10 protein-coding genes and 2 pseudogenes are annotated in these 22,779 nt (G+C 50.8%); 4 read left to right on the forward strand and 8 right to left on the reverse strand.

All coding sequences use genetic code 11. The features are described 5' to 3' along the window. Window positions 1-3: 3 nt before the first annotated feature. The 5 genes and pseudogenes from C7B16_RS06200 to gyrA form a co-directional block, all read right to left on the reverse strand. The gene (locus tag C7B16_RS06200; protein WP_016248983.1) at window positions 4-1,653 is read right to left on the reverse strand and encodes a YfaQ family protein; all 1,650 of its coding nucleotides are present in this window, start codon (window positions 1,651-1,653) and stop codon (window positions 4-6) included. Further along, window positions 1,654-6,252 (reverse strand): annotated as a pseudogene (locus C7B16_RS06205) (alpha-2-macroglobulin family protein). Then, window positions 6,186-6,809, reverse strand: a pseudogene (locus tag C7B16_RS06210) (DUF1175 domain-containing protein). Before C7B16_RS06210 ends, C7B16_RS06205 begins: the two co-directional pseudogenes overlap by 67 nt. Then, window positions 6,806-8,494 carry a DUF2138 domain-containing protein gene (locus C7B16_RS06215; protein WP_105224647.1) on the reverse strand — a complete coding sequence of 563 codons (1,689 nt, stop codon included), beginning with the start codon at window positions 8,492-8,494 and terminating at the stop codon, window positions 6,806-6,808. The pseudogene C7B16_RS06210 and the gene C7B16_RS06215 overlap by 4 nt, the downstream one beginning before the upstream one ends. 148 nt (window positions 8,495-8,642) lie before the next feature. After that, entirely contained in the window at window positions 8,643-11,270 is a 2,628-nt protein-coding gene (gene gyrA / locus C7B16_RS06220) for a DNA topoisomerase (ATP-hydrolyzing) subunit A (protein ID WP_016248987.1), read from the reverse strand. Window positions 11,271-11,416: 146 nt separating this feature from the next. Between gyrA and ubiG the strand changes: the two genes are divergently transcribed. Beyond that, window positions 11,417-12,139 (forward strand): bifunctional 2-polyprenyl-6-hydroxyphenol methylase/3-demethylubiquinol 3-O-methyltransferase UbiG, encoded by a 723-nt coding sequence (gene ubiG / locus C7B16_RS06225; RefSeq protein ID WP_000990777.1) that lies wholly within the window; start codon window positions 11,417-11,419, stop codon window positions 12,137-12,139. Window positions 12,140-12,284: 145 nt separating this feature from the next. Here ubiG and yfaL read toward each other — a convergent pair whose 3' ends face one another. Beyond that, on the reverse strand, window positions 12,285-16,031 hold the full coding sequence (yfaL, locus tag C7B16_RS06230) for an AIDA-I family autotransporter adhesin YfaL/EhaC (RefSeq protein ID WP_107179493.1): 3,747 nt from the start codon (window positions 16,029-16,031) through the stop codon (window positions 12,285-12,287). A 689-nt stretch (window positions 16,032-16,720) separates the two neighbouring features. Between yfaL and nrdA the strand changes: the two genes are divergently transcribed. The 3 genes from nrdA to yfaE all read left to right on the forward strand — a co-directional run bounded on the left by nrdA (window position 16,721) and on the right by yfaE (window position 20,455). Beyond that, the gene (gene nrdA, locus C7B16_RS06240) at window positions 16,721-19,006 is read left to right on the forward strand and encodes a class 1a ribonucleoside-diphosphate reductase subunit alpha (RefSeq protein ID WP_001516754.1); all 2,286 of its coding nucleotides are present in this window, start codon (window positions 16,721-16,723) and stop codon (window positions 19,004-19,006) included. A gap of 64 nt (window positions 19,007-19,070) precedes the next feature. Further along, complete coding sequence (gene nrdB, locus C7B16_RS06245) at window positions 19,071-20,201, forward strand: class Ia ribonucleoside-diphosphate reductase subunit beta (RefSeq protein WP_000332038.1); 1,131 nt, start codon at window positions 19,071-19,073, stop codon at window positions 20,199-20,201. Beyond that, the gene (gene yfaE, locus C7B16_RS06250; protein WP_000135039.1) at window positions 20,201-20,455 is read left to right on the forward strand and encodes a ferredoxin-like diferric-tyrosyl radical cofactor maintenance protein YfaE; all 255 of its coding nucleotides are present in this window, start codon (window positions 20,201-20,203) and stop codon (window positions 20,453-20,455) included. The genes nrdB and yfaE overlap by 1 nt, the downstream gene beginning before the upstream one ends. A gap of 353 nt (window positions 20,456-20,808) precedes the next feature. Here the strand turns inward: yfaE and inaA are convergent, their stop codons facing one another. Together inaA and glpQ are read right to left on the reverse strand one after the other, a co-directional pair. Then, the gene (gene inaA, locus C7B16_RS06255; protein ID WP_016248989.1) at window positions 20,809-21,459 is read right to left on the reverse strand and encodes a lipopolysaccharide kinase InaA; all 651 of its coding nucleotides are present in this window, start codon (window positions 21,457-21,459) and stop codon (window positions 20,809-20,811) included. A 241-nt stretch (window positions 21,460-21,700) separates the two neighbouring features. Further along, complete coding sequence (gene glpQ, locus C7B16_RS06260; RefSeq protein ID WP_000779068.1) at window positions 21,701-22,777, reverse strand: glycerophosphodiester phosphodiesterase; 1,077 nt, start codon at window positions 22,775-22,777, stop codon at window positions 21,701-21,703. Window positions 22,778-22,779: the final 2 nt, after the last annotated feature.

Genomic DNA, 22,779 nt, shown 5'->3' on the forward strand with positions numbered 1-22,779 from the left:
GCATTAGTCCATTAATAATTGTCGGGTCAGCGCTTCGATATAGTTCTCATCCAGCCCGGTGGGGTATCCATCAAAGGCAAGATGCAGGTACTCATGAGTTAAATCCAGTCGATCCTGAAGTGTAAAAAAATTACGAATAAATAGCCTTTTTTGCTGCCGATCGGTATAGGGGAACCCCGAGACTAAACGGCACACCGCGAATACGTCTGGCTCGTTGTACCCCGTCTCGTCTTGTAACGCGCGCCGCCACTGCGGCATTTTTTCCGCCAGCCAGGCTTTCGCTTTCGGTAATAACTGGCAAGTAGAGCGTGGTGCTCCCCAGCGGCTAAGGCTGTTGTCGGGATAAGCAAAGGCGAGTATCTGGTCGTAACGCTCTCCCTGCCCCGCCTGGACGGTGGCTTGCCGCCAGGACAGCGTTCCTTCAGCAGCGCGGCTGCCATGATAATGAACCGGATCGCCCGCATAGATGAGATCCTGCGTCCAGGCGGTCATCGTCCGCGCGCCCGTGGTGGCTGGCGAAGCAGAAACGCGCTGAGTGGCGCTGCTGTCCGGGATTGTCAGGCAATCGCCTTCCCGATCGGCGTTTTGCTGTAAAAATGTGCGAATCGCCACGGTCATGGCTTTCGCTGCCTCAGGGGGCGTACTTTTCGCCTCGCGATCCAGCACTCTGGCAACGTACTCTTCACGATCGAGATGCGACTGCAATTTCAGTTTGCCATTTTCCGTAAGTAAGGTCGTCTCACCGTGGCTGACCAACGTAATATGGTTACCATTGGCAAACGTCACTCGATAGCGCCCATTGAGCACGCCGGGTTTTACTGCCGTCGTACTCTTTTCCGCAGTGATTTTTTTCACCGGATAACGAGCAAACAGATCCACCAGTACACATTGCCCACTGGCAACTTGCGTCGGTACAGGCAAAACCTGATTAAGAATCGTCGCGTAACGGGTCAATACCGTTTTGCTGGTGCCGCTGCCTGTAACCCATAGCGGCGTACCATCAGTTAACCAACCAGCAAAACCGCCCTGACGGATTTCCTGTTTATCATCGGCAAACCAGCTCCAGGTTTTCACTCGTACCCGACTACCGAGCATGGACGCTACGCCAATTTTCGAATCGTCCAGCACCACGTCCAGTAATATTTCCTGGGCTTTGTTTTGCGCAGGTAACGTCGCCAGTGAATCAAGCAACGATTTAACGGTTACCGACGTTTCGGGTTTCAGCGTAGAAAGCGATGCTAACCAGGTTGGTGCCTGGCGCTGTTGCCAGTATTGCCCCCACGCATCCGCACCGATGTGCAACCGCTGCGGCGAAAAGTAGAGACCACAGGAACGCACCAACGCCGTTTCGCGCGTAATGCTCTCCCCCGCCTGACAGCAATAGACTTCTTCCGGAGAGTTACCGCGACACTGGTAGGGCTGCTCCGGCTGATGAGTATCCTCAAGCCAGGCATAAACATACAGCTTCCATAAGCTCCCTAACGGCGTAGTGAGCGTGTCAGGTAGCGTAGAGACGTTTGTCACGCCCGATGGCGTCAACTGATACAGTTGATCATGCTGCGCCCCCCGCAGTGTCAGTTGTAACGGCGTCTCCTCCGCAAACGTTGACAGCGTAACCAGCGTCAATAGCCAGACGATTCTGCGCCAGTTCACTTATTTCACCTGCATCCCGCGCCATTCGCTACCTGCCGCAACGCTTTGCTGCGCAGGCGCATAGGAACGCACATAACGAACGGGCGGTAGAACGAATTGCCCTTTTTACGAGAAGCGCAGCAGATGGTGGAAAGTGACCGTTCCTGCAAATTCTTTCACCGGCACCATATAAGCCAACTCGCTCATTTCATTACGCGCTTTTTCCAGCAACTGCCCCTGCTGTTTCGCGGTGTTGGGCTTGTTGACTGAGATGCCCCACGTTGTCCGTTCAACATCAGCTCCCGGCGGTAGCGGTACTTCCACCTGACCGTAGCGCAGCGGCGCATCCTGCTCACTGGTGAGAGTGATTTCATCGAGATACAGCGCATCGCTGTCAATCTCACTACTGGTAACCGGCTGCAGAGTAAAGCTCATCTCTTCATCCCCCGGGATCAGCCGATACAACTGGCGTTCAACGGTCACCGGAATGTTACTTTGTTGAGCAGTTTTTGCCGGTTCACGCCAACGGATCTGCACGTTTTGCGACGATAATTCGTCACCAAAAGAGAGAATGTCTGGCACCCCCTGACCAACCCAACGCCAGTATTCGCCCCCGCCAGTCGCCTTTTGTTTAGCCCATGCGCCCGCAGGTGCGGGTAACACTACGGGAGGCATCGCTGCCATATATTTCGCCAGCCAGTTCATGGCCAGTGCACGTTCGATACTGGATTGCTGGGCGGTTAAACCACTTAAAATGGCCGCAGCCTGGGTGGAGTCGCCACCGCTATTAAGCAATACAACCGTGTGCGCCAGCGGTTGGTTGCTGTTTGCCGCTTTATCCCACGCATACTGCTGGACCTGTGGCATGACAGTGGACTTCAACTGTGCTTTTTTCAGTAACGTCATGGTTAAAACGTTTGCCACCGCATCCGCCAGCGGAGACTCTGGCGCATCGAGGATCAGGCTATCATTGATATCACGAGTGTCTTCCTCTGAGAGCGCTTTGATTTCTTTCCGGGAAACCGCTTCATCCAGCCCTTTCAGCAACGTTTTGCACGGCAGATTCATCTCCTGCGCCCACGCCAGCACCAGCGCCCGATGCAGTAACGGCATGTTATCCGCCTGCTCTGCGTAGCTGTCGAGCATATGCTGCCAGTATTCAGGTTGTTGCGTTACGCCAAGCGCCTGACTGGCCTGCCAGTCGGCATACCATGCCCATGCTGTCAGGAAGGCATCGCCATTGCCATCTTCACCCCACCAGGTAAAGCGCGCACCTGGCCCCGCCAGTTGCATCAGCCGCAAACGGTTATCCTGAATCATCTGACGAATGTCGTTGGCGGCAGCACTCTGATGATCGGCAAGCGCACGCCAGGCAAGGCTTAGGGGGAGCAGACGGCTACCGGTGTTGATTACGCCCCCCCAGGGTTCATCGACTAACGCGTCGAGGTTATTACGGAAAATCTCCTGCGGCGTTTCGCTGCTTTGTAGTCGGATGTTACTCGCCAGCTCTGGCAACATCAGCGTGTTATCGCCACCGCCGAGCATGACGTTTTTCTGCTGTTCAACGGACCAGGTGTTATCAACAAAAGACAGTTTTGTGCTAATGCTGTCCTGCACTTGCCCATTTTGTTGCAATTCTGCGCTTAGCAAACCAGATTGCTGAATGTCCTGCGTCAGCGAAATATAGTTAGCCCCTTTATGCAACGTCAGCGTCTGGCGCATTTCAACACCCGCAAATTTACTTACCAGCTCTACCGGTTCGTTATCCTGCTGACTGAAAATAAACAGCCCTGCCGCCGGTTTATCGCCCAGGCGATACACCGTTGGCATACTCCACTTCATGTAGAGATTTTTTTCCGAGCGCAAATAAGCACGCCCCTGCCCGACCAGCCCGTCGCCGTTCATCCCACGTGCGGTAATGCGCCAACGGGTTAACGAATCCGGCATCAGGAACGTGAAATATGCTTTGCCTTGTTTGTCCGTTGTTAGCGATGGCATCCATGCCGCGGTATCAACCTCTTCGCGCCGTGGGCGTTCCAGCATTTTCACTCGCCGCTCGCTGCGGTTTGTTGCTCCTGGCGCAACCGGCTCGCTGGAGAGTGCCTGGTCGTAGCTGATAAATGACAGGCTGGAACTGGTACGCACATTGTTACGCCCCAGCGGATAGAAAAATTTGCCGATATTTGGCGCAATCTCCGGTTGCAGCGCGTAGATCATTTCATCGACCACGCCAACCGTTAGTTGTGCAGAAACAGGTTTGCCCTTCAGCAATGAGGTTAATTCCACATTTACCAGTTCGCCTGGCTGGTAATGAGTTTTGCCCGTTTTCACCCGAATATCTAACTGGGGAACGGCGACTTTGATCCCGGCATTCTGAAAACTGTACTGCCCGTTACGGGTATACAGCACCGAAAAGGTGATGTTAGGCGCAAAGGTATTACTCACCGGAACGCGGGCTTCATACTGGGTATCGTTTAAACGTTGCAGTGTTAGCCAGCTTGCTGGTTGCGATAACAGCGACCGCTGTTCAACGCGATCACGCTCCAGCGTCAGCAACGCTTCATCAATCGGTTCCGGGAAAGTGATCAGCATCTTCGCGGTTTCGCCGGGCTGGTAGAGCGTTTTATCCGCCACAATATCTACCGTACCGGTATGCGCCATGCTGCCCTTACCACTGACCGCATGGCTTAACCCGGCGAGGATCAGGCCGTCTTTATCACGCAAAGTCAGATTGTAGTTGCCGGGTTTATCGAAATTAACGGTGAAGGATTTACCGCCAGACGCCAGGTCACCGCTGTAGCTTGTGCGGTCTTCCAGACGCAACCACTCGTACTTAACGGGAACCTGTTTTGAAGCCTCCAGTGCGGCATAACGGAACACCACCGGCTCGCCACTTTTGCTGTATTGTGCGGCGGTGCTTAGAGTGTAATGTGCAAGACCGCGTTCAATGAGGATCTCTTTGGTGGTGGTAACACGATATGCCGCGCCGTCGCTGGCGGAGACAGTTAATAAATAACGGCTCGGTTTATCGGCAGCGGGAAGATTTAACGCCACATGACCGCTATCGTCTGAAACCGTTTCGCTGCCTTCAAGCGACACCGGGAAACGCCCGGCATAACGCAAATCGTTGCCAACCATCGACAATTGTTGGGCGCGCAAACTTAACTGCACCCGAGCATTTTTTACTGGCTCACCATCCGGGTAGAGCAGTTGTAGTTTACCGCTGACCGCTTCGTCAGTTTTGAAATCTTTTTTGTCGAGGGCTAAGCCAATCTCAAAATGCGGTTTGATGTAGTTTGCCACGCGAAAACTGCTGCTATAGACCTGGTTGCGGTAAGCCAGGCGTAACTCATAACCTCCGGCAACAGCATTTTCTGGCAGGCGGAAACTCCCCTGCCCGCCATTACGCGCATCAAGCGCGACATTGACGGTTTGCAACAGACTACCGTTGGCATCCAGCACCGAGAGTTTCGCCGGAGCACTTACGATAGGGGATGAATGCAGCGGGCCGTGAAACTCGCGCCCCATCACTTTGACATCAACACGGTCGCCTGCGCGGTATAGCGGGCGGTCGGTAAAGATATACAAACGGGTGTTATAGGTTTCGCTTTCGTAGAAGAAATTCTCGGATACAAAAACGCCGCCTTCAGCATCTTTACCAAGAATGTATGAACGTTCAGGCGATATATGTTGTAACTGCAAGGCACCGCTGTCATCAGTAACGCCGCGAGTCATCACGCCAAAACCGTCAGTCCACAGGATCTCGGAGCCAGGCTTCGCTTCACCCTGCTTTTTGCCAGCGGTCCACACCAGAAGTTCGTTACCCGACACTTTGCTGAGCGCCACGGTATCGGAAACAAATACCACTGTTGTCGCCCGATAACTGCCTACCATCGCCTCGACGAGGTACAGTCCAGGCTCTTGTTTGCCGAGAGGAATATAGACATTGCCCGGCTGCGGCGAGATGAAATTACTGGATGCACCGTCCAGTTTTACGCCTTGTTGTGGCTCGACTGGTTTTGCCTGCCATAGTGGGTAACGAAACTGCTCCACCAGCGGGTATTTCTTCAGCGGTGAAAACGGGTTGTTTTGTACATAACGGGAAGGTTTGATGATGGCATTGCCAAGCTGCAATTCCGGTAATGCCTGAGTTACATTCTGCCGCGACTGAGAAGAGAAAGAACGCTGCATCACGCGGCGAGATTTGCCGTACCAGTTATCCCACAGCCAGGTCAGCGTATTGTTCAGACCGTCGCCCAGATATTGCGGCTGTACCACAATGCGATGCAGGTTTTTCTGCTGACGCAGGAACGCTATTGGGTCAGGAATACGATACAGGCGAACATCCACGCCGCCGTATTCTTCCATCTGATAACGCCGATAATCACGCCCCGGAGCTTCCAGCCGCACTTTAGCCTCTTCATTGCTGCTAAAACTGCTGTCAGCGAGCAAAAAGAATGTTCCCCCGGCAGGTGGCGCATAATTGCTGGAAGGGAGTGAGTCATCAGCGTTAACAAGCCCCGTCCCTGCGAGAGACAAGCACAGACAGGCCGCTATCGCGCCAGAAAATTTAAACGATAAATGCCAATAAAATTGGGATTGGAATCGTTGGGTATCCATCGGGTGTCCTTCCATGTCATAAGTTGTTGCAGACTGACTGCGCGCATTCCGTTGTCAGTTTTCGTAGCGCTTCCGGTGTGGTAGATGACGTAACGCCCCATCCAGACCATTAAATGCTAGGCATCGCCCTGATCGAAAAAAATCATATCGCCAGGCTGCGCCTGGTTTATGTCCAGGCCAATAAAATGGCTGTTGTACTGAATCAAATTAATCGCTGTCACATAGGGGCCGGTTTTGTCGTTCCCCTGATTCCAGTTTTGTGCCAGTTGCCGCTGTTCAGGTGTTAGCGTCATCTCTGGCGGCAAATACTGACTTGCTATACCGTTACTTTTTAGCCATTTGCTGTCGTGAACTTTCAGTGCCTCGTTCGCCGCAAAGCGCACCAGTCCCGCACAATCCTGCTGATACCAACGCGGACTTGGCCCCTGGCGTAGTTGTTCTTGTGCAATGCGCACAAACCAGGCGCGAAATAGCCCCGATTGTTCGACATTCAGCCTTTCGCTATGGGCAACAAAACAACACAGCCAACAGATCAGCGCCAGCAACCCGTGTCTCATAGTGGCTGCCAGGTAATGGGTATCCACTGCCAGGCGGCACCGGGTTCCATCTGAGCCAGCTTTATGACATAGCGAGGTTGTTGAGATAAAGCGTCCAGCTTCGGCATTAATAAAGTTTGCGCGGCATTATAAAAAACCGGTTCGAGGTTCTTCGGCAGACTGGTCAGCGTTTCGTTGCGCAACAATTTCGCCACGCCTTGCGGATTCACATAAACCGGAACCACACCACCGACCGGAATTACATCCACCATTGCCGGTCGCGTTTTATTCAGTGTTTGCAATGCGTTATTAACCAGCGTGTCATCCAGGGAGAAAAGCAACGTTTTATTTTGCATCGCCAGCGACACACGGAAAAAGGACGCTGACATAAGTTGTTCAGGTTGTGCTGCCTGTGCGGCTGGGTACTGGCCGTAACGAGAACTGACTTCCCGACGCCATATTCTGGCCTCTCCTTGTTGTGTTTCCGTCACCGGCAGTACACCTTCCGGCGCTTTGCTTTCGTGCGCGCCGATATTTTGGCTAAACAGTTTCCCTGGTAGTTGCGCCTGTTCGGCTGTGCCATCAAACTGACCAACAAATAACGGTGTTTGCAGTTTTGAGTCTTCATACCAACACAGTCCGGCTGCACCATCTAACGCCCCGTTCAACTTGTCGTTTTCCTGGCTGATGTGCGAAAGCATCTCTTCGGCAATACCGTGCGAATACGGCACAGCTACGCAGAAGCTGGCACCAGCAGGCATACTGTTCCATACCGGAGTGAAATCGAAACTGGCATCTACACTGGCGGATCCATCATTTAATGCCAGAAAGCTGTGCCAGCCGTCGTTGTTCATTTCGAAGCGCACACCGGCAAAAGATGGGATAAGTCGCTGGTAGCCAAAGCCCAGCAAATTTGCGCTAACCACGATACGCTGACGTACTGGTGTTTTTCCGGCAGTACGCTCTTCCAGGCCAAAGCGGGTTTCCCAGCGTTTTTTGCCGCTCAACAAATCACTCGCGATCGCCGTCGCTTCGCTATCCTGCTGGTCGTCTTTAAACAGCATATCCGTACTGGAGAAAACCAGCATTTTATCCTGATAAGTCGTGAACATCAGTGTGTTATTGCTGTTATAGCGCAACTGATAAACAGGAATAGTTTCATTATTTATCTTGATGCTGCTGATTTCCGTCTTGCTTAACTGGCTGTCGCTGGTGGCAGCAAACAGTAACGGTTCCAGTAATTTACTTAAGCCACTGCGCTGAATCAGCACCATATAATGTGAAAGATGTCCCTGTTTATCGTGCCACAGCGCCGCCTGCGCAGGCTGGTCTAACAACGAGGAAAATAACTTATCTTTCAGCGTGAGATCGTGTTCATAGACAATGCGGCGAATGCTGCCTTCAATGCCCAGACGGTCGGTATGGTTCTGATAATAAAAAACAAAATCTTCGCTTAAAACATCATGGAGAAAAGGAATTGTGAGGAGATCTTTGGGGAGCTGGCTTAGAGAGTCGCTGTCGAGAAAGAGGTCCGGCTCATTGAGATCGATTTGCAGATTGTTGTGCACCACCAGTGGTGACAAGGTTTTTTCTGCTCCACTGCCAGTGTATTGCAATGCCCAGACGCCTGCGGAAAGCAGTGCTATTGCCCCAAAACCTACAAGGCCATAAAACCGCCAGCCTTTCGCCTTTTTTTCACCACTCATTGCCACATTCCTTGTGTAAAACCAGCCATTTTTTATGGGCGATGTAAAACTTTATCGCGCCCTAATACGACAAAAGCCCAGACTTTGCAGTCTGGACTTTTCAATTCAAAAAAGGGAAACAGCTCCCTTTTGGCATGAAGCGATGAAATTATTCTTCTTCTGGTTCGTCGTCAACGTCCACTTCCGGAGCGATTTCATCGTCCCCTTCCGCAGCACTGCCGTCGATAGCATCCAGCTCTTCGTCGTCAACTGGCTCTGCGACACGTTGCAGCCCCACCACGTTTTCATCTTCCGCTGTACGGATGAGGATAACGCCCTGAGTGTTACGACCAACCACACTGATTTCCGAAACACGTGTACGCACCAGCGTACCGGCATCAGTGATCATCATGATCTGGTCGCAGTCATCTACCTGCACCGCCCCAACCACTAACCCGTTACGTTCAGTGACTTTGATGGAGATAACCCCTTTCGTCGCACGCGACTTGGTTGGGTATTCCGCCACCGCGGTACGCTTACCGTAACCGTTTTGTGTTGCGGTAAGGATTGCACCATCACCACGTGGAACGATCAGAGATACGACTTTATCACCTTCTCCTAAACGGATACCGCGAACACCAGTGGTGTTGCAGCCCATCGCGCGAACAGAAGATTCTTTAAAGCGCACCACTTTACCTTCAGCGGAGAACAACATCACTTCGTCTTCGCCGCTGGTCAGGTCAACGCCAATCAGTTCATCGCCTTCAACCAGTTTGATTGCCACTTTACCAGCGGTACGCAAGCGGTTGAATTCGGTGAGGACGGTTTTCTTCACAGTGCCGTTAGCTGTCGCCATGAAGACTTTCACGCCTTCTTCAAACTCGGTCACCGGCAGAATGGCGGTGATACGTTCGTCCTGTTCCAGCGGCAACAGGTTAACGATCGGACGACCACGTGCACCACGAGAGGCTTCAGGCAACTGATAAACCTTCATCGAATAAACGCGACCACGACTGGAGAAGCACAGAATATGATCGTGGGTGTTCGCCACCAGCAACCGGTCGATAAAGTCTTCTTCTTTTATACGTGCGGCAGATTTACCTTTCCCGCCACGACGCTGCGCTTCGTATTCCGAAAGCGGCTGATACTTCACGTAGCCCTGGTGAGAAAGCGTTACGACCACATCTTCCTGGGTGATCAGATCTTCCAGGTTGATATCAGCGCTGTTAGCCGTGATTTCAGTACGACGTTTGTCACCAAACTGTTCACGAACCAGTTCCAGTTCTTCACGGATCACTTCCATAAGGCGATCGGCACTGCCAAGAATACGCAGCAGTTCAGCAATCTGATCCAGCAGCTCTTTGTATTCGTCGAGCAGTTTTTCGTGCTCAAGGCCGGTCAGTTTCTGCAGACGCAGATCCAGAATCGCCTGAGCTTGCTGTTCGGTCAGGTAGTACAGACCGTCACGCACGCCGAACTGTGGCTCCAGCCATTCCGGACGCGCAGCATCGTCGCCCGCACGTTCCAGCATCGCGGCAACGTTGCCCAACTGCCACGGATTGGCAACCAGCGCAGTTTTCGCTTCTGCCGGGGTCGGCGCATGACGGATCAGCTCGATGATCGGATCGATGTTCGCCAGCGCCACGGCTAATGCTTCAAGGATATGAGCACGGTCGCGCGCTTTACGCAGTTCGAAGATGGTACGACGCGTCACCACTTCGCGGCGGTGACGGACAAACGCTGCGATAATGTCTTTCAGGTTCATGATCTTCGGCTGACCATGATGCAATGCCACCATGTTAATACCGAAAGAAACCTGCAACTGGGTCTGGGAGTAGAGGTTGTTGAGCACCACTTCACCGACCGCATCGCGTTTAACTTCAATCACAATGCGCATACCGTCTTTGTCAGACTCATCACGCAGCGCGCTGATGCCTTCCACGCGTTTTTCTTTTACCAGCTCCGCAATCTTCTCGATCAGGCGAGCTTTGTTCACCTGATACGGAATCTCGTGGACGATAATGGTTTCACGCCCGGTTTTGGCGTCAACTTCCACTTCGGCACGCGCGCGGATATACACCTTGCCGCGACCGGTACGGTAAGCTTCTTCAATGCCACGACGACCGTTGATGATTGCTGCCGTCGGGAAGTCTGGTCCCGGGATGTGTTCCATCAGCCCTTCAATGCTGATGTCTTCATCTTCGATATACGCCAGACAACCGTTGATCACTTCCGTCAGGTTGTGCGGCGGGATGTTGGTTGCCATACCTACGGCGATACCGGAAGAACCGTTCACCAGCAGGTTAGGAATTTTGGTCGGCATGACGTCCGGAATTTTTTCCGTGCCGTCATAGTTATCAACGAAATCGACCGTCTCTTTTTCAAGATCGGCCATCAGTTCATGGGCAATTTTCGCCAGACGGATTTCCGTATAACGCATTGCCGCCGCGGAGTCGCCGTCGATAGAACCGAAGTTGCCCTGACCGTCTACCAGCATGTAACGCAGCGAGAATGGCTGCGCCATACGGACGATCGTGTCATAGACCGCCGAGTCACCATGGGGATGGTATTTACCGATTACGTCACCAACGACACGGGCAGATTTTTTATAGGCTTTGTTCCAGTCATTGCCTAGTACGTTCATGGCGTAAAGTACGCGACGGTGTACCGGCTTCAGGCCATCTCGGACATCTGGCAGCGCACGGCCAACAATGACCGACATCGCATAATCCAGATAGGAGCTTTTCAGCTCTTCCTCAATGTTGACCGGTGTAATTTCTCTCGCAAGGTCGCTCATCTAACCGCTATCCCTCTACTGTATCCCGGATTCAAAGGTCGCAAATTATAACACAGCCGCGCAGATTGAGGTAAACCTATACGCTTTATTCACCTGCAATGCCTGATATACTCGCTTGTCTTGCCAATTACGGAGTAGAAGTGCCAATGAATGCCGAAAAATCGCCGGTAAACCATAACGTAGACCACGAAGAGATCGCTAAATTTGAAGCCGTCGCCTCCCGCTGGTGGGATCTGGAAGGCGAGTTCAAACCACTGCACCGCATTAACCCGCTGCGTCTGGGCTATATTGCCGAGCGTTCCGGCGGTTTATTTGGCAAAAAGGTGCTTGATGTCGGTTGTGGCGGCGGCATTCTGGCTGAGAGTATGGCGCGAGAAGGCGCGACAGTGACCGGTCTGGATATGGGCTTTGAGCCATTGCAGGTAGCAAAACTTCACGCACTGGAAAGCGGCATTCAGGTGGAGTACGTGCAGGAAACCGTTGAAGAGCACGCGGCAAAGCATGCCGGACAGTATGATGTGGTAACCTGCATGGAGATGCTGGAGCACGTTCCCGATCCGCAGTCAGTGGTCAGAGCCTGTGCGCAATTAGTAAAACCGGGCGGCGATGTCTTTTTCTCAACGCTTAACCGCAACGGCAAGTCGTGGCTGATGGCGGTAGTCGGCGCGGAATATATTTTGCGCATGGTGCCAAAAGGCACGCACGACGTGAAGAAGTTTATTAAACCGGCAGAACTGCTGGGTTGGGTGGATCAGACCAGTTTAAAAGAACGTCATATGACCGGACTGCATTACAACCCGCTCACTAACTCCTTTAAGCTCGGCCCCGGCGTTGATGTGAACTATATGCTGCATACGCAGAATAAGTGAGATTGTAAGCCGGATCGCACCGAATCCGGCAACGATGCCAATGCCTGATGCGACGCTTGCTGCGCCTTATCAGGCCTACAAACGCTCCAGTAGGCCGGATAAAGCATTTACGCCGCATCCGGCAACGATGCCGGGCGGGCAGTAATTACCATTTCACCGTCATCGACAAAAATCCTGCCGTCTGGGCAAAATCATCACTTCCCTTCTGCCACGCCACGCTGCCGCGCAGGGAAACTCGCTGGCTAATATTGCCTGTTATCCCCACTTTTATTTCACCACGCTGCTTCGCCACATCATCGCTAATATTGCTGCCATCTTCTTCAATTTCTGCCGAATGAGGATCGTGATAATAATTCAGATCCAACGTTGGCGTGACATGAACGACGGTATGCCATTCGCTGTGTAATCCCAACCGCATCTGAATATCATCACCCTGCGATTGGGACACCCGAGCACGGTTAGCGGCGGTGAAATCATTTTGCTTCACGCCCTGATAGACAACCTGCGCTTGCGGTTCAATTAATACGCCGCGCATCGGTAACCACTGATACCCCGCCTCCAGCGACGCAACGATCCCTGATGAACGATAATGGTCCACACCATCGCCTTGCTCGCTGACATCGTTATTAAACCAGGCATATTGCAGCCAGCTATCAAGCCATGCCCCCTGCTTTTGACTGCCATGCTGAAACCAGCTTGATGCCAGACCAACGGCATAACCGCGGTTCTGGTTATCGGCACGGGTTGAGGTGATATTCGAGCGACTATATCCCTGGTTATTGCTGTAGCTTCCAACGCCCGCCAGTGTCCATTCGCCATCATCCCCCCAGTTTTCACTTAACAGGTTGCCACTAAGCTGTATCGTAGAAGTGTCTTCGTGCAGGGCCATTTGCCCCACGGCAGTGTAATGCTCGTGCCCACCCAAAATGCGTAAATGTAGCGATTGACTGTTGCCACCGGCATGGTCGCGTCTCTCCATCACAAATGCCTGGTTTACCGCTCGCAGGTTATTAAGATATCCCCCGGTTTTCGCATTCAGCACAGGCTGGTAAGCAGGCGTCGGGGTTGGTGCAGGATCAGGCGTGGGATCGGGAGTCGGTTCCGGCTCAGGTAGCGGCGTCGGAGTCTCTTTTTGCGAACGCAAATACCAGTCGCTGTTATCTTCCACCAACATATAGTCGTAAGCGCCCATATTGACGTAGCCGCTGCCCGCCAGACTAAACTGCGCATTGTTCTGAAATTGTGTGGGATCGGCATTGAAATCAACCACTTTAATACCTGTGGATGTCGGCTCGCCAATGCCAGTAATCGGGTTAATCACTACCGTGGTGTTACCGGAGGTATTGCCGTTAAGTACCAGCAGATCGCTTACAGAATCATTGCCGTCTAATTCACTATCGAGCAGCAACGTACCGCCGCCATTGTAATCGCCATTCACCGTCAGTGTGTCGCCAGCAGCACCATTTTGCAGACTCACCTCACCGGAAGTATTGGTCAGATCACCATTGACCGTCACGTCTGAAAGGTAAGTCAGGCTGTCAGTTTCAAGATTGGTATTAAGCTCACCGGTCAACACCGTACCATCGGAGACATTGACCAGAGTACCGCCACCGATAAACAGTGAGGCATCCAACGCAGCGGAAGTCTCCTGTCCGGTTAAACGTAAGACGGTGCCATCGCTGATATCGATAGTGCCGCTGGAAGTCGCATCAATAGACTGAATATCCTGATCCGCACCAGTCTCGAACGTAGCCCCATCACCGACCCACAACGACGAAACATAAGGAAAGATATCCGCAACATCACCTTTCAGCGTGCCTTCCTCCACTCGCACCGCCGACTGCGCCGTACCACTGGCGGTCAGTTCCAGGGTGCCTGCGCCTGTTTTCGTTAGTGTGCTGCCAGCATCCTGATCCTGCCCACTACTGTCGGCCATCAACGCCCCCCATTGCGTGTAGACCCCCGCATCAACTGCGACTTCACCATCAGCGCGCATTTCGATATTACGCCCATGCCCCGCCGTCGCTGAGCATGTGTCAACATCTGCAGTTATCTCCATTACACTATTTTGCTGGTTATCGGTAAAAATGACCTGACGGTTGTAATCCGTATCGCCAAGCTGTGAATTATCGCTAACGATCAGCGTTCCCGAAGCGATTTGCGTAGTGCCCAGATATGGATTGTCATTCGCCAGGCTTACCTGTCTATCACCTGCATCCACCACCACATAGACACCTTTTTTCCCGTCATCGCCAATATGCAGATCGTCGCCGCCATAGAGATCGGCAACGTCCTGACTGCCAATCACCGTGCCGCCACTGCCGCTAATTTCCAGACCATCGTTTTCTGCCGTACCACTCTGCCAGGTAGTAAAATCGGAAAGATCCAGCACACCATTGTTTAGCACGATTGACTGTGGATCGTTCTGCATCGCCGCCAGGTCATCAGCATTACCGGTTAAGGAGAGAATCGCCCCGTCTTCCACCACAATATCGCCGGTCAGTGCCATCGACTGCGCTCCCGTCAGAACATAACTACCGTTTTCAGCAATAGTCAGTTGCCCATCCCCCTGAACAGTCCCGGCAAAACCGCCCTGGTTGACAGTAACATTACCACCGGCGTCAATATTTAAAGTGCCATTCTGAAAACCCGTTAACGAATGTACAAATGTTTGCTGAGTCGTTCCAACGTTAAGCTCAGCCTGATTATCTGTCTGTCCGATACTGCCAACGCTCAGACCATAGCAATTTTGCGGATTGTTTTGGCACTGATTGTCACCAACATTCATCAGCGAATTATTCCGCCCCAACATGACTTCACCGTTTTTAATTCTCATCTCACCGGTAAAATCATTGTTATCGGCGTTAAGCACCAGTTCGCCCGCTCCGGCTTTGGTAATAAAGCCCGTCCCCGCAATGGAATCGATAGCCCCATCATTTTTCGTACTGCCAATGATCAAAGTTTTACCAGCCGCAATATCAAAACGGATCTCACTTGACTCCATATACAGAAAGCTTCCTGCCGCTGCCGAAGCCTCTTCACCGTAAGCCGATGCACTGTTATTCACATCTAATAATACGCCCTCGTTCTGGCTATAACTGTCATCAACAGCGATATCAATAAGATAAGGAGAAATTGCGTTGCTGGTATAAATTGCACCACCATAACCTTCGGCAGTGTTATTTATAAATGAAGTATTATTAATGACTGTAAAGCCTGATGGATGTGTTTTATCGTTATTATTATCGGTAATATCGATAGCTCCACCATCGCCATCACTGTAACTCGTTGATGTATATGCCTGATTATTATTAAAAACCGTGTTATTTAAGTAGACATTATTATTAATTGAATATATTGCGCCACCTTTGCCATCGTTAGCAATATTATCTGTAAATACAGCATTGGTGACGCTAAGATCAATATCACCAGCGTCATTTGCCCCCGCGGAATAGATCGCCCCCCCATATCCCCCTGCTACATTACCGTCAAAAATAACCTGAGTAAGATTCAGCGTTGAATTTTCTTTCGCAAAGATAGCCCCGCCATTATTATACTCACCACTCACGGTATTATTTTCAAACAGCGTCATCCCTGTTCCGTCTTGTGCTGACAATGTGAAATTGGCACCTTGTTGTAAAAATACCGCACCTCCACTGGTATCATTTTTCATAGAAGAAAAAATAAGCCATTGCCCGTCAGCAACATTCCAGACCTGTGTACTACCTGAAAGGCTCTGGCGACTGGCCCGGCAACTGGCTATAACGTTAACACCCTGACATGAAGGCATAATCTGCGACGCTGCATTCGCTCGTGTAAACGCACATGCAACGACAGCCAGAAAAATTAAGAGAGATTCTTTCCTGATAAAAACAATCCATTTTTTATTCATAATCTGACAGCCTGTGAGAAATAACACGCCATCATTAAAAGACATATTACGATTGTAGATAATGACTAATTGTAAGCAAGAAGAATTTAAAACCTATATACTAAAAATATTATCTTCTGAAAGAGATTAATTATTTTTTTTGATATTCACTAAATTATGAAATAACAATAATTAAAACACATCAAACTGATTAATTCGTTTCTTGTTTACCTGGAATAATCAACATAGCAAATTTTTATTTCACATCTGCTGATTAAAAAATACCGCTTCCGTGAACCACAACCATTTACATTCGCTCACATCATAAACATAACATTAAGTCACAACGTGATATGAATTTGTGCTGGTATCAATTTTCGCCACTCCTGACATAAGCGCAATAAATAACCTGGATCAATAATTATCTCAAATTGAACGTTCAAGAAATCACCGAACGGTTATTTTTAACAATTTTTTCTCTTCCCATTGACTTTCCCGGACACCTTGTCTGACCTAAGGTGCGTGGAAGCCACTTTTCCCGTTGCGACTTATCCACAAAGTTATGCACTTGCAAGAGGGCCATTTTCACACTATCTTGCAGTGAATCCCAAACATACCCCCTATATATAGTGTTCATTGCGACTTTCCTTACTACAGGTAGTCAAAGCGATGCTATTGCGGAAAGTATTCCAAAAACAGGTACGACATACATGAATCAGAATCTGCTGGTGACAAAGCGCGACGGTAGCACAGAGCGCATCAATCTCGATAAAATCCATCGCGTTCTGGACTGGGCGGCAGAAGGGCTGCATAACGTTTCGATTTCCCAGGTCGAGCTGCGCTCCCACATTCAGTTTTATGACGGCATCAAGACCTCCGACATCCACGAAACCATTATCAAGGCTGCCGCTGACCTGATCTCCCGTGAAGCACCGGATTATCAGTATCTCGCCGCGCGTCTGGCGATCTTCCACCTGCGTAAAAAAGCCTACGGCCAGTTTGAGCCGCCAGCACTGTACGATCACGTGGTAAAAATGGTTGAAATGGGCAAATACGATAATCATCTGCTGGAAGACTACACGGAAGAAGAGTTCAAGCAGATGGACACGTTTATCGATCACGACCGTGATATGACCTTCTCTTACGCTGCTGTTAAACAGCTTGAAGGCAAATATCTGGTACAAAACCGCGTGACCGGAGAAATCTACGAGAGCGCCCAGTTCCTCTATATTCTGGTTGCTGCGTGCCTGTTCTCGAATTACCCGCGTGAAACGCGTCTGCAATACGTGAAGCGTTTTTACGATGCGGTTTCCACGTTTAAGATTTCGTTGCCGACGCCAATCATGTCCGGCGTGCGTACCCCGACTCGCCAGTTCAGCTCCTGCGTACTGATCGAGTGCGGCGACAGCCTGGATTCCATCAATGCCACCTCCAGCGCAATCGTGAAATACGTTTCCCAGCGTGCAGGTATTGGCATCAACGCCGGTCGCATTCGTGCACTGGGTAGCCCGATTCGCGGCGGCGAAGCGTTTCACACGGGTTGTATCCCGTTCTATAAACATTTCCAGACCGCAGTGAAGTCCTGCTCCCAGGGCGGTGTACGCGGTGGTGCAGCTACGTTGTTCTACCCAATATGGCATCTGGAAGTTGAAAGCCTGCTGGTGCTGAAAAACAACCGTGGGGTTGAAGGCAACCGCGTGCGCCATATGGACTACGGTGTACAAATCAACAAGCTGATGTATACCCGTCTGCTGAAAGGTGAAGATATTACCCTGTTCAGTCCATCCGATGTTCCGGGGTTATACGACGCGTTCTTTGCCGATCAGGAAGAATTTGAGCGCCTGTACACCAAGTATGAGAAAGACGACAGCATCCGTAAACAGCGCGTGAAAGCGGTTGAGCTATTCTCGCTAATGATGCAGGAACGCGCGTCTACCGGTCGTATCTATATTCAGAACGTTGACCACTGCAACACCCACAGCCCATTTGATCCGGCTATTGCGCCAGTGCGCCAGTCTAACCTGTGCCTGGAAATCGCCCTGCCGACCAAACCGCTGAATGACGTCAACGACGAAAACGGTGAAATCGCGCTGTGTACGCTGTCTGCTTTCAACCTGGGCGCAATTAACAGCCTGGATGAACTTGAAGAACTGGCGATTCTGGCAGTACGTGCGCTTGATGCGCTACTGGATTATCAGGATTACCCAATCCCGGCGGCAAAACGCGGGGCAATGGGTCGTCGTACGCTGGGTATTGGCGTGATCAACTTCGCTTACTATCTGGCGAAGCACGGTAAACGTTACTCCGACGGCAGCGCCAACAACCTGACGCACCAAACCTTTGAAGCGATCCAGTATTATCTGCTGAAAGCGTCTAACGAACTGGCAAAAGAGCAAGGCGCGTGCCCGTGGTTTAACGAAACCACCTACGCAAAAGGGATCCTGCCGATCGATACCTACAAGAAAGATCTGGATGCTATCGCCAATGAGCCGCTGCATTACGACTGGGAAGCATTGCGTGAGTCGATCAAAACCCACGGCCTGCGTAACTCCACGCTTTCAGCGCTGATGCCGTCAGAAACCTCTTCGCAGATTTCTAACGCCACCAACGGTATTGAGCCGCCACGTGGTTACGTCAGCATTAAAGCGTCGAAAGACGGGATTCTGCGCCAGGTGGTGCCAGACTATGAACACCTACACGACGCCTATGAGCTGCTGTGGGAAATGCCGGGTAATGATGGTTATTTGCAACTGGTGGGTATCATGCAGAAATTCATCGACCAGTCGATCTCTGCTAACACCAACTACGATCCATCGCGCTTCCCGTCAGGAAAAGTGCCGATGCAGCAGTTGCTGAAAGACCTGCTCACCGCCTACAAATTCGGGGTCAAAACGCTGTATTATCAGAACACCCGTGATGGCGCAGAAGACGCGCAGGACGATCTGGTGCCGTCAATCCAGGACGATGGCTGCGAAAGCGGTGCATGTAAGATCTGATATTGTGATGCCGGATGCGGTGTGAACGCCTTATCCGGCATTAAACTCCCAACAGGACATATTCATGGCATATACCACATTTTCACAGACGAAGAATGATCAGCTCAAAGAACCGATGTTCTTTGGTCAGCCGGTCAACGTGGCTCGCTACGATCAACAAAAATATGAAATCTTCGAAAAGTTGATCGAAAAGCAGCTCTCTTTCTTCTGGCGTCCGGAAGAAGTTGATGTCTCCCGCGACCGTATCGATTATCAGGCGCTGCCAGAGCACGAAAAGCACATCTTTATCAGCAACCTGAAGTACCAGACGCTTTTGGATTCCATTCAGGGTCGTAGTCCGAACGTAGCGCTTCTGCCGCTGATTTCGATTCCAGAACTGGAAACCTGGGTAGAAACCTGGGCGTTTTCGGAAACTATTCACTCCCGTTCCTACACGCACATTATTCGTAATATTGTTAACGATCCGTCTGTTGTGTTTGACGATATTGTCACCAACGAGCAGATCCAGAAACGCGCAGAAGGGATTTCGGCTTACTACGACGAACTGATCGAAATGACCAGTTACTGGCACCTGCTGGGCGAAGGCACCCACACCGTTAACGGTAAAACCGTAACTGTCAGCCTGCGCGAGTTGAAGAAAAAACTCTATCTGTGCCTGATGAGCGTTAATGCGCTGGAAGCAATTCGCTTCTACGTCAGCTTCGCTTGTTCCTTCGCTTTCGCTGAACGTGAGCTGATGGAAGGTAATGCCAAGATTATTCGCCTGATTGCCCGTGACGAAGCACTACACCTGACCGGCACTCAGCATATGCTGAATCTGCTGCGCAGCGGTGCGGACGATCCGGAAATGGCGGAAATTGCCGAAGAGTGCAAACAAGAGTGCTATGACCTGTTTGTCCAGGCGGCGCAACAGGAGAAAGACTGGGCGGATTATCTGTTCCGTGACGGTTCAATGATTGGTCTGAACAAAGACATTCTCTGCCAGTACGTTGAATACATCACCAATATCCGTATGCAGGCTGTCGGTTTGGATCTGCCGTTCCAGACACGCTCCAACCCGATCCCGTGGATCAACACCTGGCTGGTGTCTGATAATGTGCAGGTTGCTCCGCAGGAAGTGGAAGTCAGTTCTTATCTGGTCGGACAGATTGATTCGGAAGTGGACACCGACGATTTGAGTAACTTCCAACTCTGATGGCTCGCGTTACCCTGCGCATCACTGGCACACAACTGCTGTGCCAGGATGAACACCCTTCCCTTCTGGCAGCGCTGGAATCCCACAACGTGGCGGTTGAATATCAGTGTCGCGAAGGCTACTGCGGCTCCTGTCGCACGCGTCTTGTTGCAGGCCAGGTGGACTGGATTGCCGAACCGTTAGCCTTTATTCAGCCAGGGGAAATTTTGCCCTGTTGTTGCCGGGCAAAAGGCGATATTGAAATCGAGTTGTGATCGAGTACTAGTGCCAGATGCGACGCTGACGCGTCTTATCTGTCTTACAACGGCTTTTTGTAGGTTGGATAAGGCGTTTACGCCGCATCCAACATGACATGCGCGAATAGTTGCCAGATGCGACGCTGACGCGTCTTATCTGGCCTACAACGGCTTTTTGTAGGTTGGATAAGGCGTTTACGCCGCATCCAACATGGCATGCGCGAATAGTTGCCAGATGCGACGCTGATGCGTCTTATCTGGCCTACAACGGCTTTTTGTAGGTTGGATAAGGCGTTTACGCCGCATCCAACATGGCATGCGCGAATAGTTGCCAGATGCGACGCTGATGCGTCTTATCTGGCCTACAACGATTACATGGCGTAGTAATACGCTTTCACCTGTTCCCAGTCCGCTTTAGGGATCGGCTCCAGATATTTCTCCAGTTGCCGGAAGTCATGATTAATCGCTTTATGGCGACGCAGACGACGGCGACTTTTCTCCAGATCAAGAAAACCGGCTTCTGGCTTACCTTCTGTTTTCACATAGATATGGCGAACGTAGCAGCAGCCGTGTTGACGATTAACGCTATGCATCTTTTTAAATGCCAGCGCCACTGCTTCCAACATTGCTTGCCGTACATCGTTGGGATAGGGCATTACTGCATGCTGTGCATACCAGTCAGCAATACTGACAAAACCCGCCATATCTTCAGTCACCAGTAACGCACGCCATTCGCCATCAATTTTCACCGCTTCTCCAAAAACGATTTTCGGCACAATCACGCCAGCGCGTTCCAGATCTTTTATCACCGCAACCTCGCGCACAATCGTCGGGCGACCAAACGGATAGCGGATAGAATGAAACAGGTGCCGAGTCATGCGCTTTACATACAGCTTTTTGCCGTTGTGCTCGACGCATTGCACCCCACTCATGCCGTTGCGGCGATAATTCGGTTTCTCAACCCAGTCACCTTCTGTAGCCCACCAATGATTGAATTCGTCGATTTTTGCTGAAACTGCCATACCCTGTCGCCTTGTTTTTATTGTTAACGACAATGACTATAGGTGTTCACCTTAAGAAAAACTTAATAAAAAGTGTTTCTTAAGGGATTTCATTTGTCGGGAACTCGTCATCTCACGCTAAAGAACAGCAAGCAAAGATAACTAACTGACTTTATTGAAGAATTAATTTCACTCTGACGTGAATGGGATTTTGAATGAAGGGAAATAGCGGATGGCACGTAAGTGCCATCCGAGACTGAAGTTACTCTTTATTGAGGAATTTTACTGCTTTATCCGGGAAGTCCGTAAACAGTCCATTAACACCCGCTTTGTTATACAGAGCGTCATACAGTTGATTCACATCGGTCGTATATTCTGGCAGCTTATCCGACCGCACGGTATAAGGATGCACAACCAACTTATTCTGCTGCGCGTCTTTCACCATTCCGGTAAGTTTAATATTGCCCGGCTGCGATGTCTCATCAATCACCATATGGTAATCCGGGCCAATGCCGTCAGCATATTCCGCTACCTGCTTCATGGCACCCGGCTTAAACATCCAGTCGTAACTGTAATTAACCCAGGTTCCATCTGGTTGTTTCTGCTGGGTTTCATTCCAGTCAGTATAGGCAATCAGTTGAACCAGATTAAGATCCATGCCCATTTTCGGTTCCAGCTCATTTTTAATGCGTTTCAGCTCATCAGCATCAAAGCATTGCAAATAAACTTTGTCATCTTTACCGGTGTAACCGTATTTTTTCAGCACTTCCAGGGTTTTAGCCGCAATATCTTTCCCTTCCTGATGATGAAACCACGGCGCTTTAATTTCTGGATAGATGCCGATATTTTTCCCCGTCGAGTGGTTTAACCCCTGAACAAATTCAATCTCTTCTTCGAAAGTGTGCACACGAAAGTCAGATTTCCCCATCGGGAAGCGTCCGGGGAAAGTCTGCACTTTTTTGCCATTTTCAATATCAAAGCCTTCAGTGAATTTTAAAGACTTAATTTCATCCAGCGTAAAATCTATCGCGTAGTAACGGCCATCTTTACGCGCCCGCTCCGGAAAACGCTCGGCCACATCAGTAACGCGGTCAAGATAGTGGTCATGCAGGACGACCAGATGGTCGTCTTTGGTCATCACTAAATCCTGCTCCAGATAATCAGCCCCTTGCGCATACGCCATCGCTTTTGCGGGTAGCGTATGCTCCGGCAAATAACCACTTGCGCCGCGATGGGCTATTACAATTTTCTCGCTGTTGTCTGCCGCCATTGCACTGCTTCCCATGATCATTCCACTCATCATGATCGCCATGCTAAGGTTTTTAAGTGTCAGTTTCATGC

Source organism: Escherichia sp. 20412-1 (genome assembly GCF_003027595.1).
Taxonomy (GTDB): domain Bacteria; phylum Pseudomonadota; class Gammaproteobacteria; order Enterobacterales; family Enterobacteriaceae; genus Escherichia; species Escherichia marmotae.

What these genes read in the sequence shown, in the direction of transcription:
- nrdB (WP_000332038.1), top strand. Translation starts at nt 19,071, where the DNA reads ATGGCATATACCACATTTTCACAGACGAAGAATGATCAGCTCAAAGAA.
- inaA (WP_016248989.1), bottom strand. Translation starts at nt 21,459, where the DNA reads ATGGCAGTTTCAGCAAAAATCGACGAATTCAATCATTGGTGGGCTACA.
- ubiG (WP_000990777.1), top strand. Translation starts at nt 11,417, where the DNA reads ATGAATGCCGAAAAATCGCCGGTAAACCATAACGTAGACCACGAAGAG.
- gyrA (WP_016248987.1), bottom strand. Translation starts at nt 11,270, where the DNA reads ATGAGCGACCTTGCGAGAGAAATTACACCGGTCAACATTGAGGAAGAG.
- nrdA (WP_001516754.1), top strand. Translation starts at nt 16,721, where the DNA reads ATGAATCAGAATCTGCTGGTGACAAAGCGCGACGGTAGCACAGAGCGC.
- yfaE (WP_000135039.1), top strand. Translation starts at nt 20,201, where the DNA reads ATGGCTCGCGTTACCCTGCGCATCACTGGCACACAACTGCTGTGCCAG.
- glpQ (WP_000779068.1), bottom strand. Translation starts at nt 22,777, where the DNA reads ATGAAACTGACACTTAAAAACCTTAGCATGGCGATCATGATGAGTGGA.
- yfaL (WP_107179493.1), bottom strand. Translation starts at nt 16,031, where the DNA reads ATGAATAAAAAATGGATTGTTTTTATCAGGAAAGAATCTCTCTTAATT.
- C7B16_RS06215 (WP_105224647.1), bottom strand. Translation starts at nt 8,494, where the DNA reads ATGAGTGGTGAAAAAAAGGCGAAAGGCTGGCGGTTTTATGGCCTTGTA.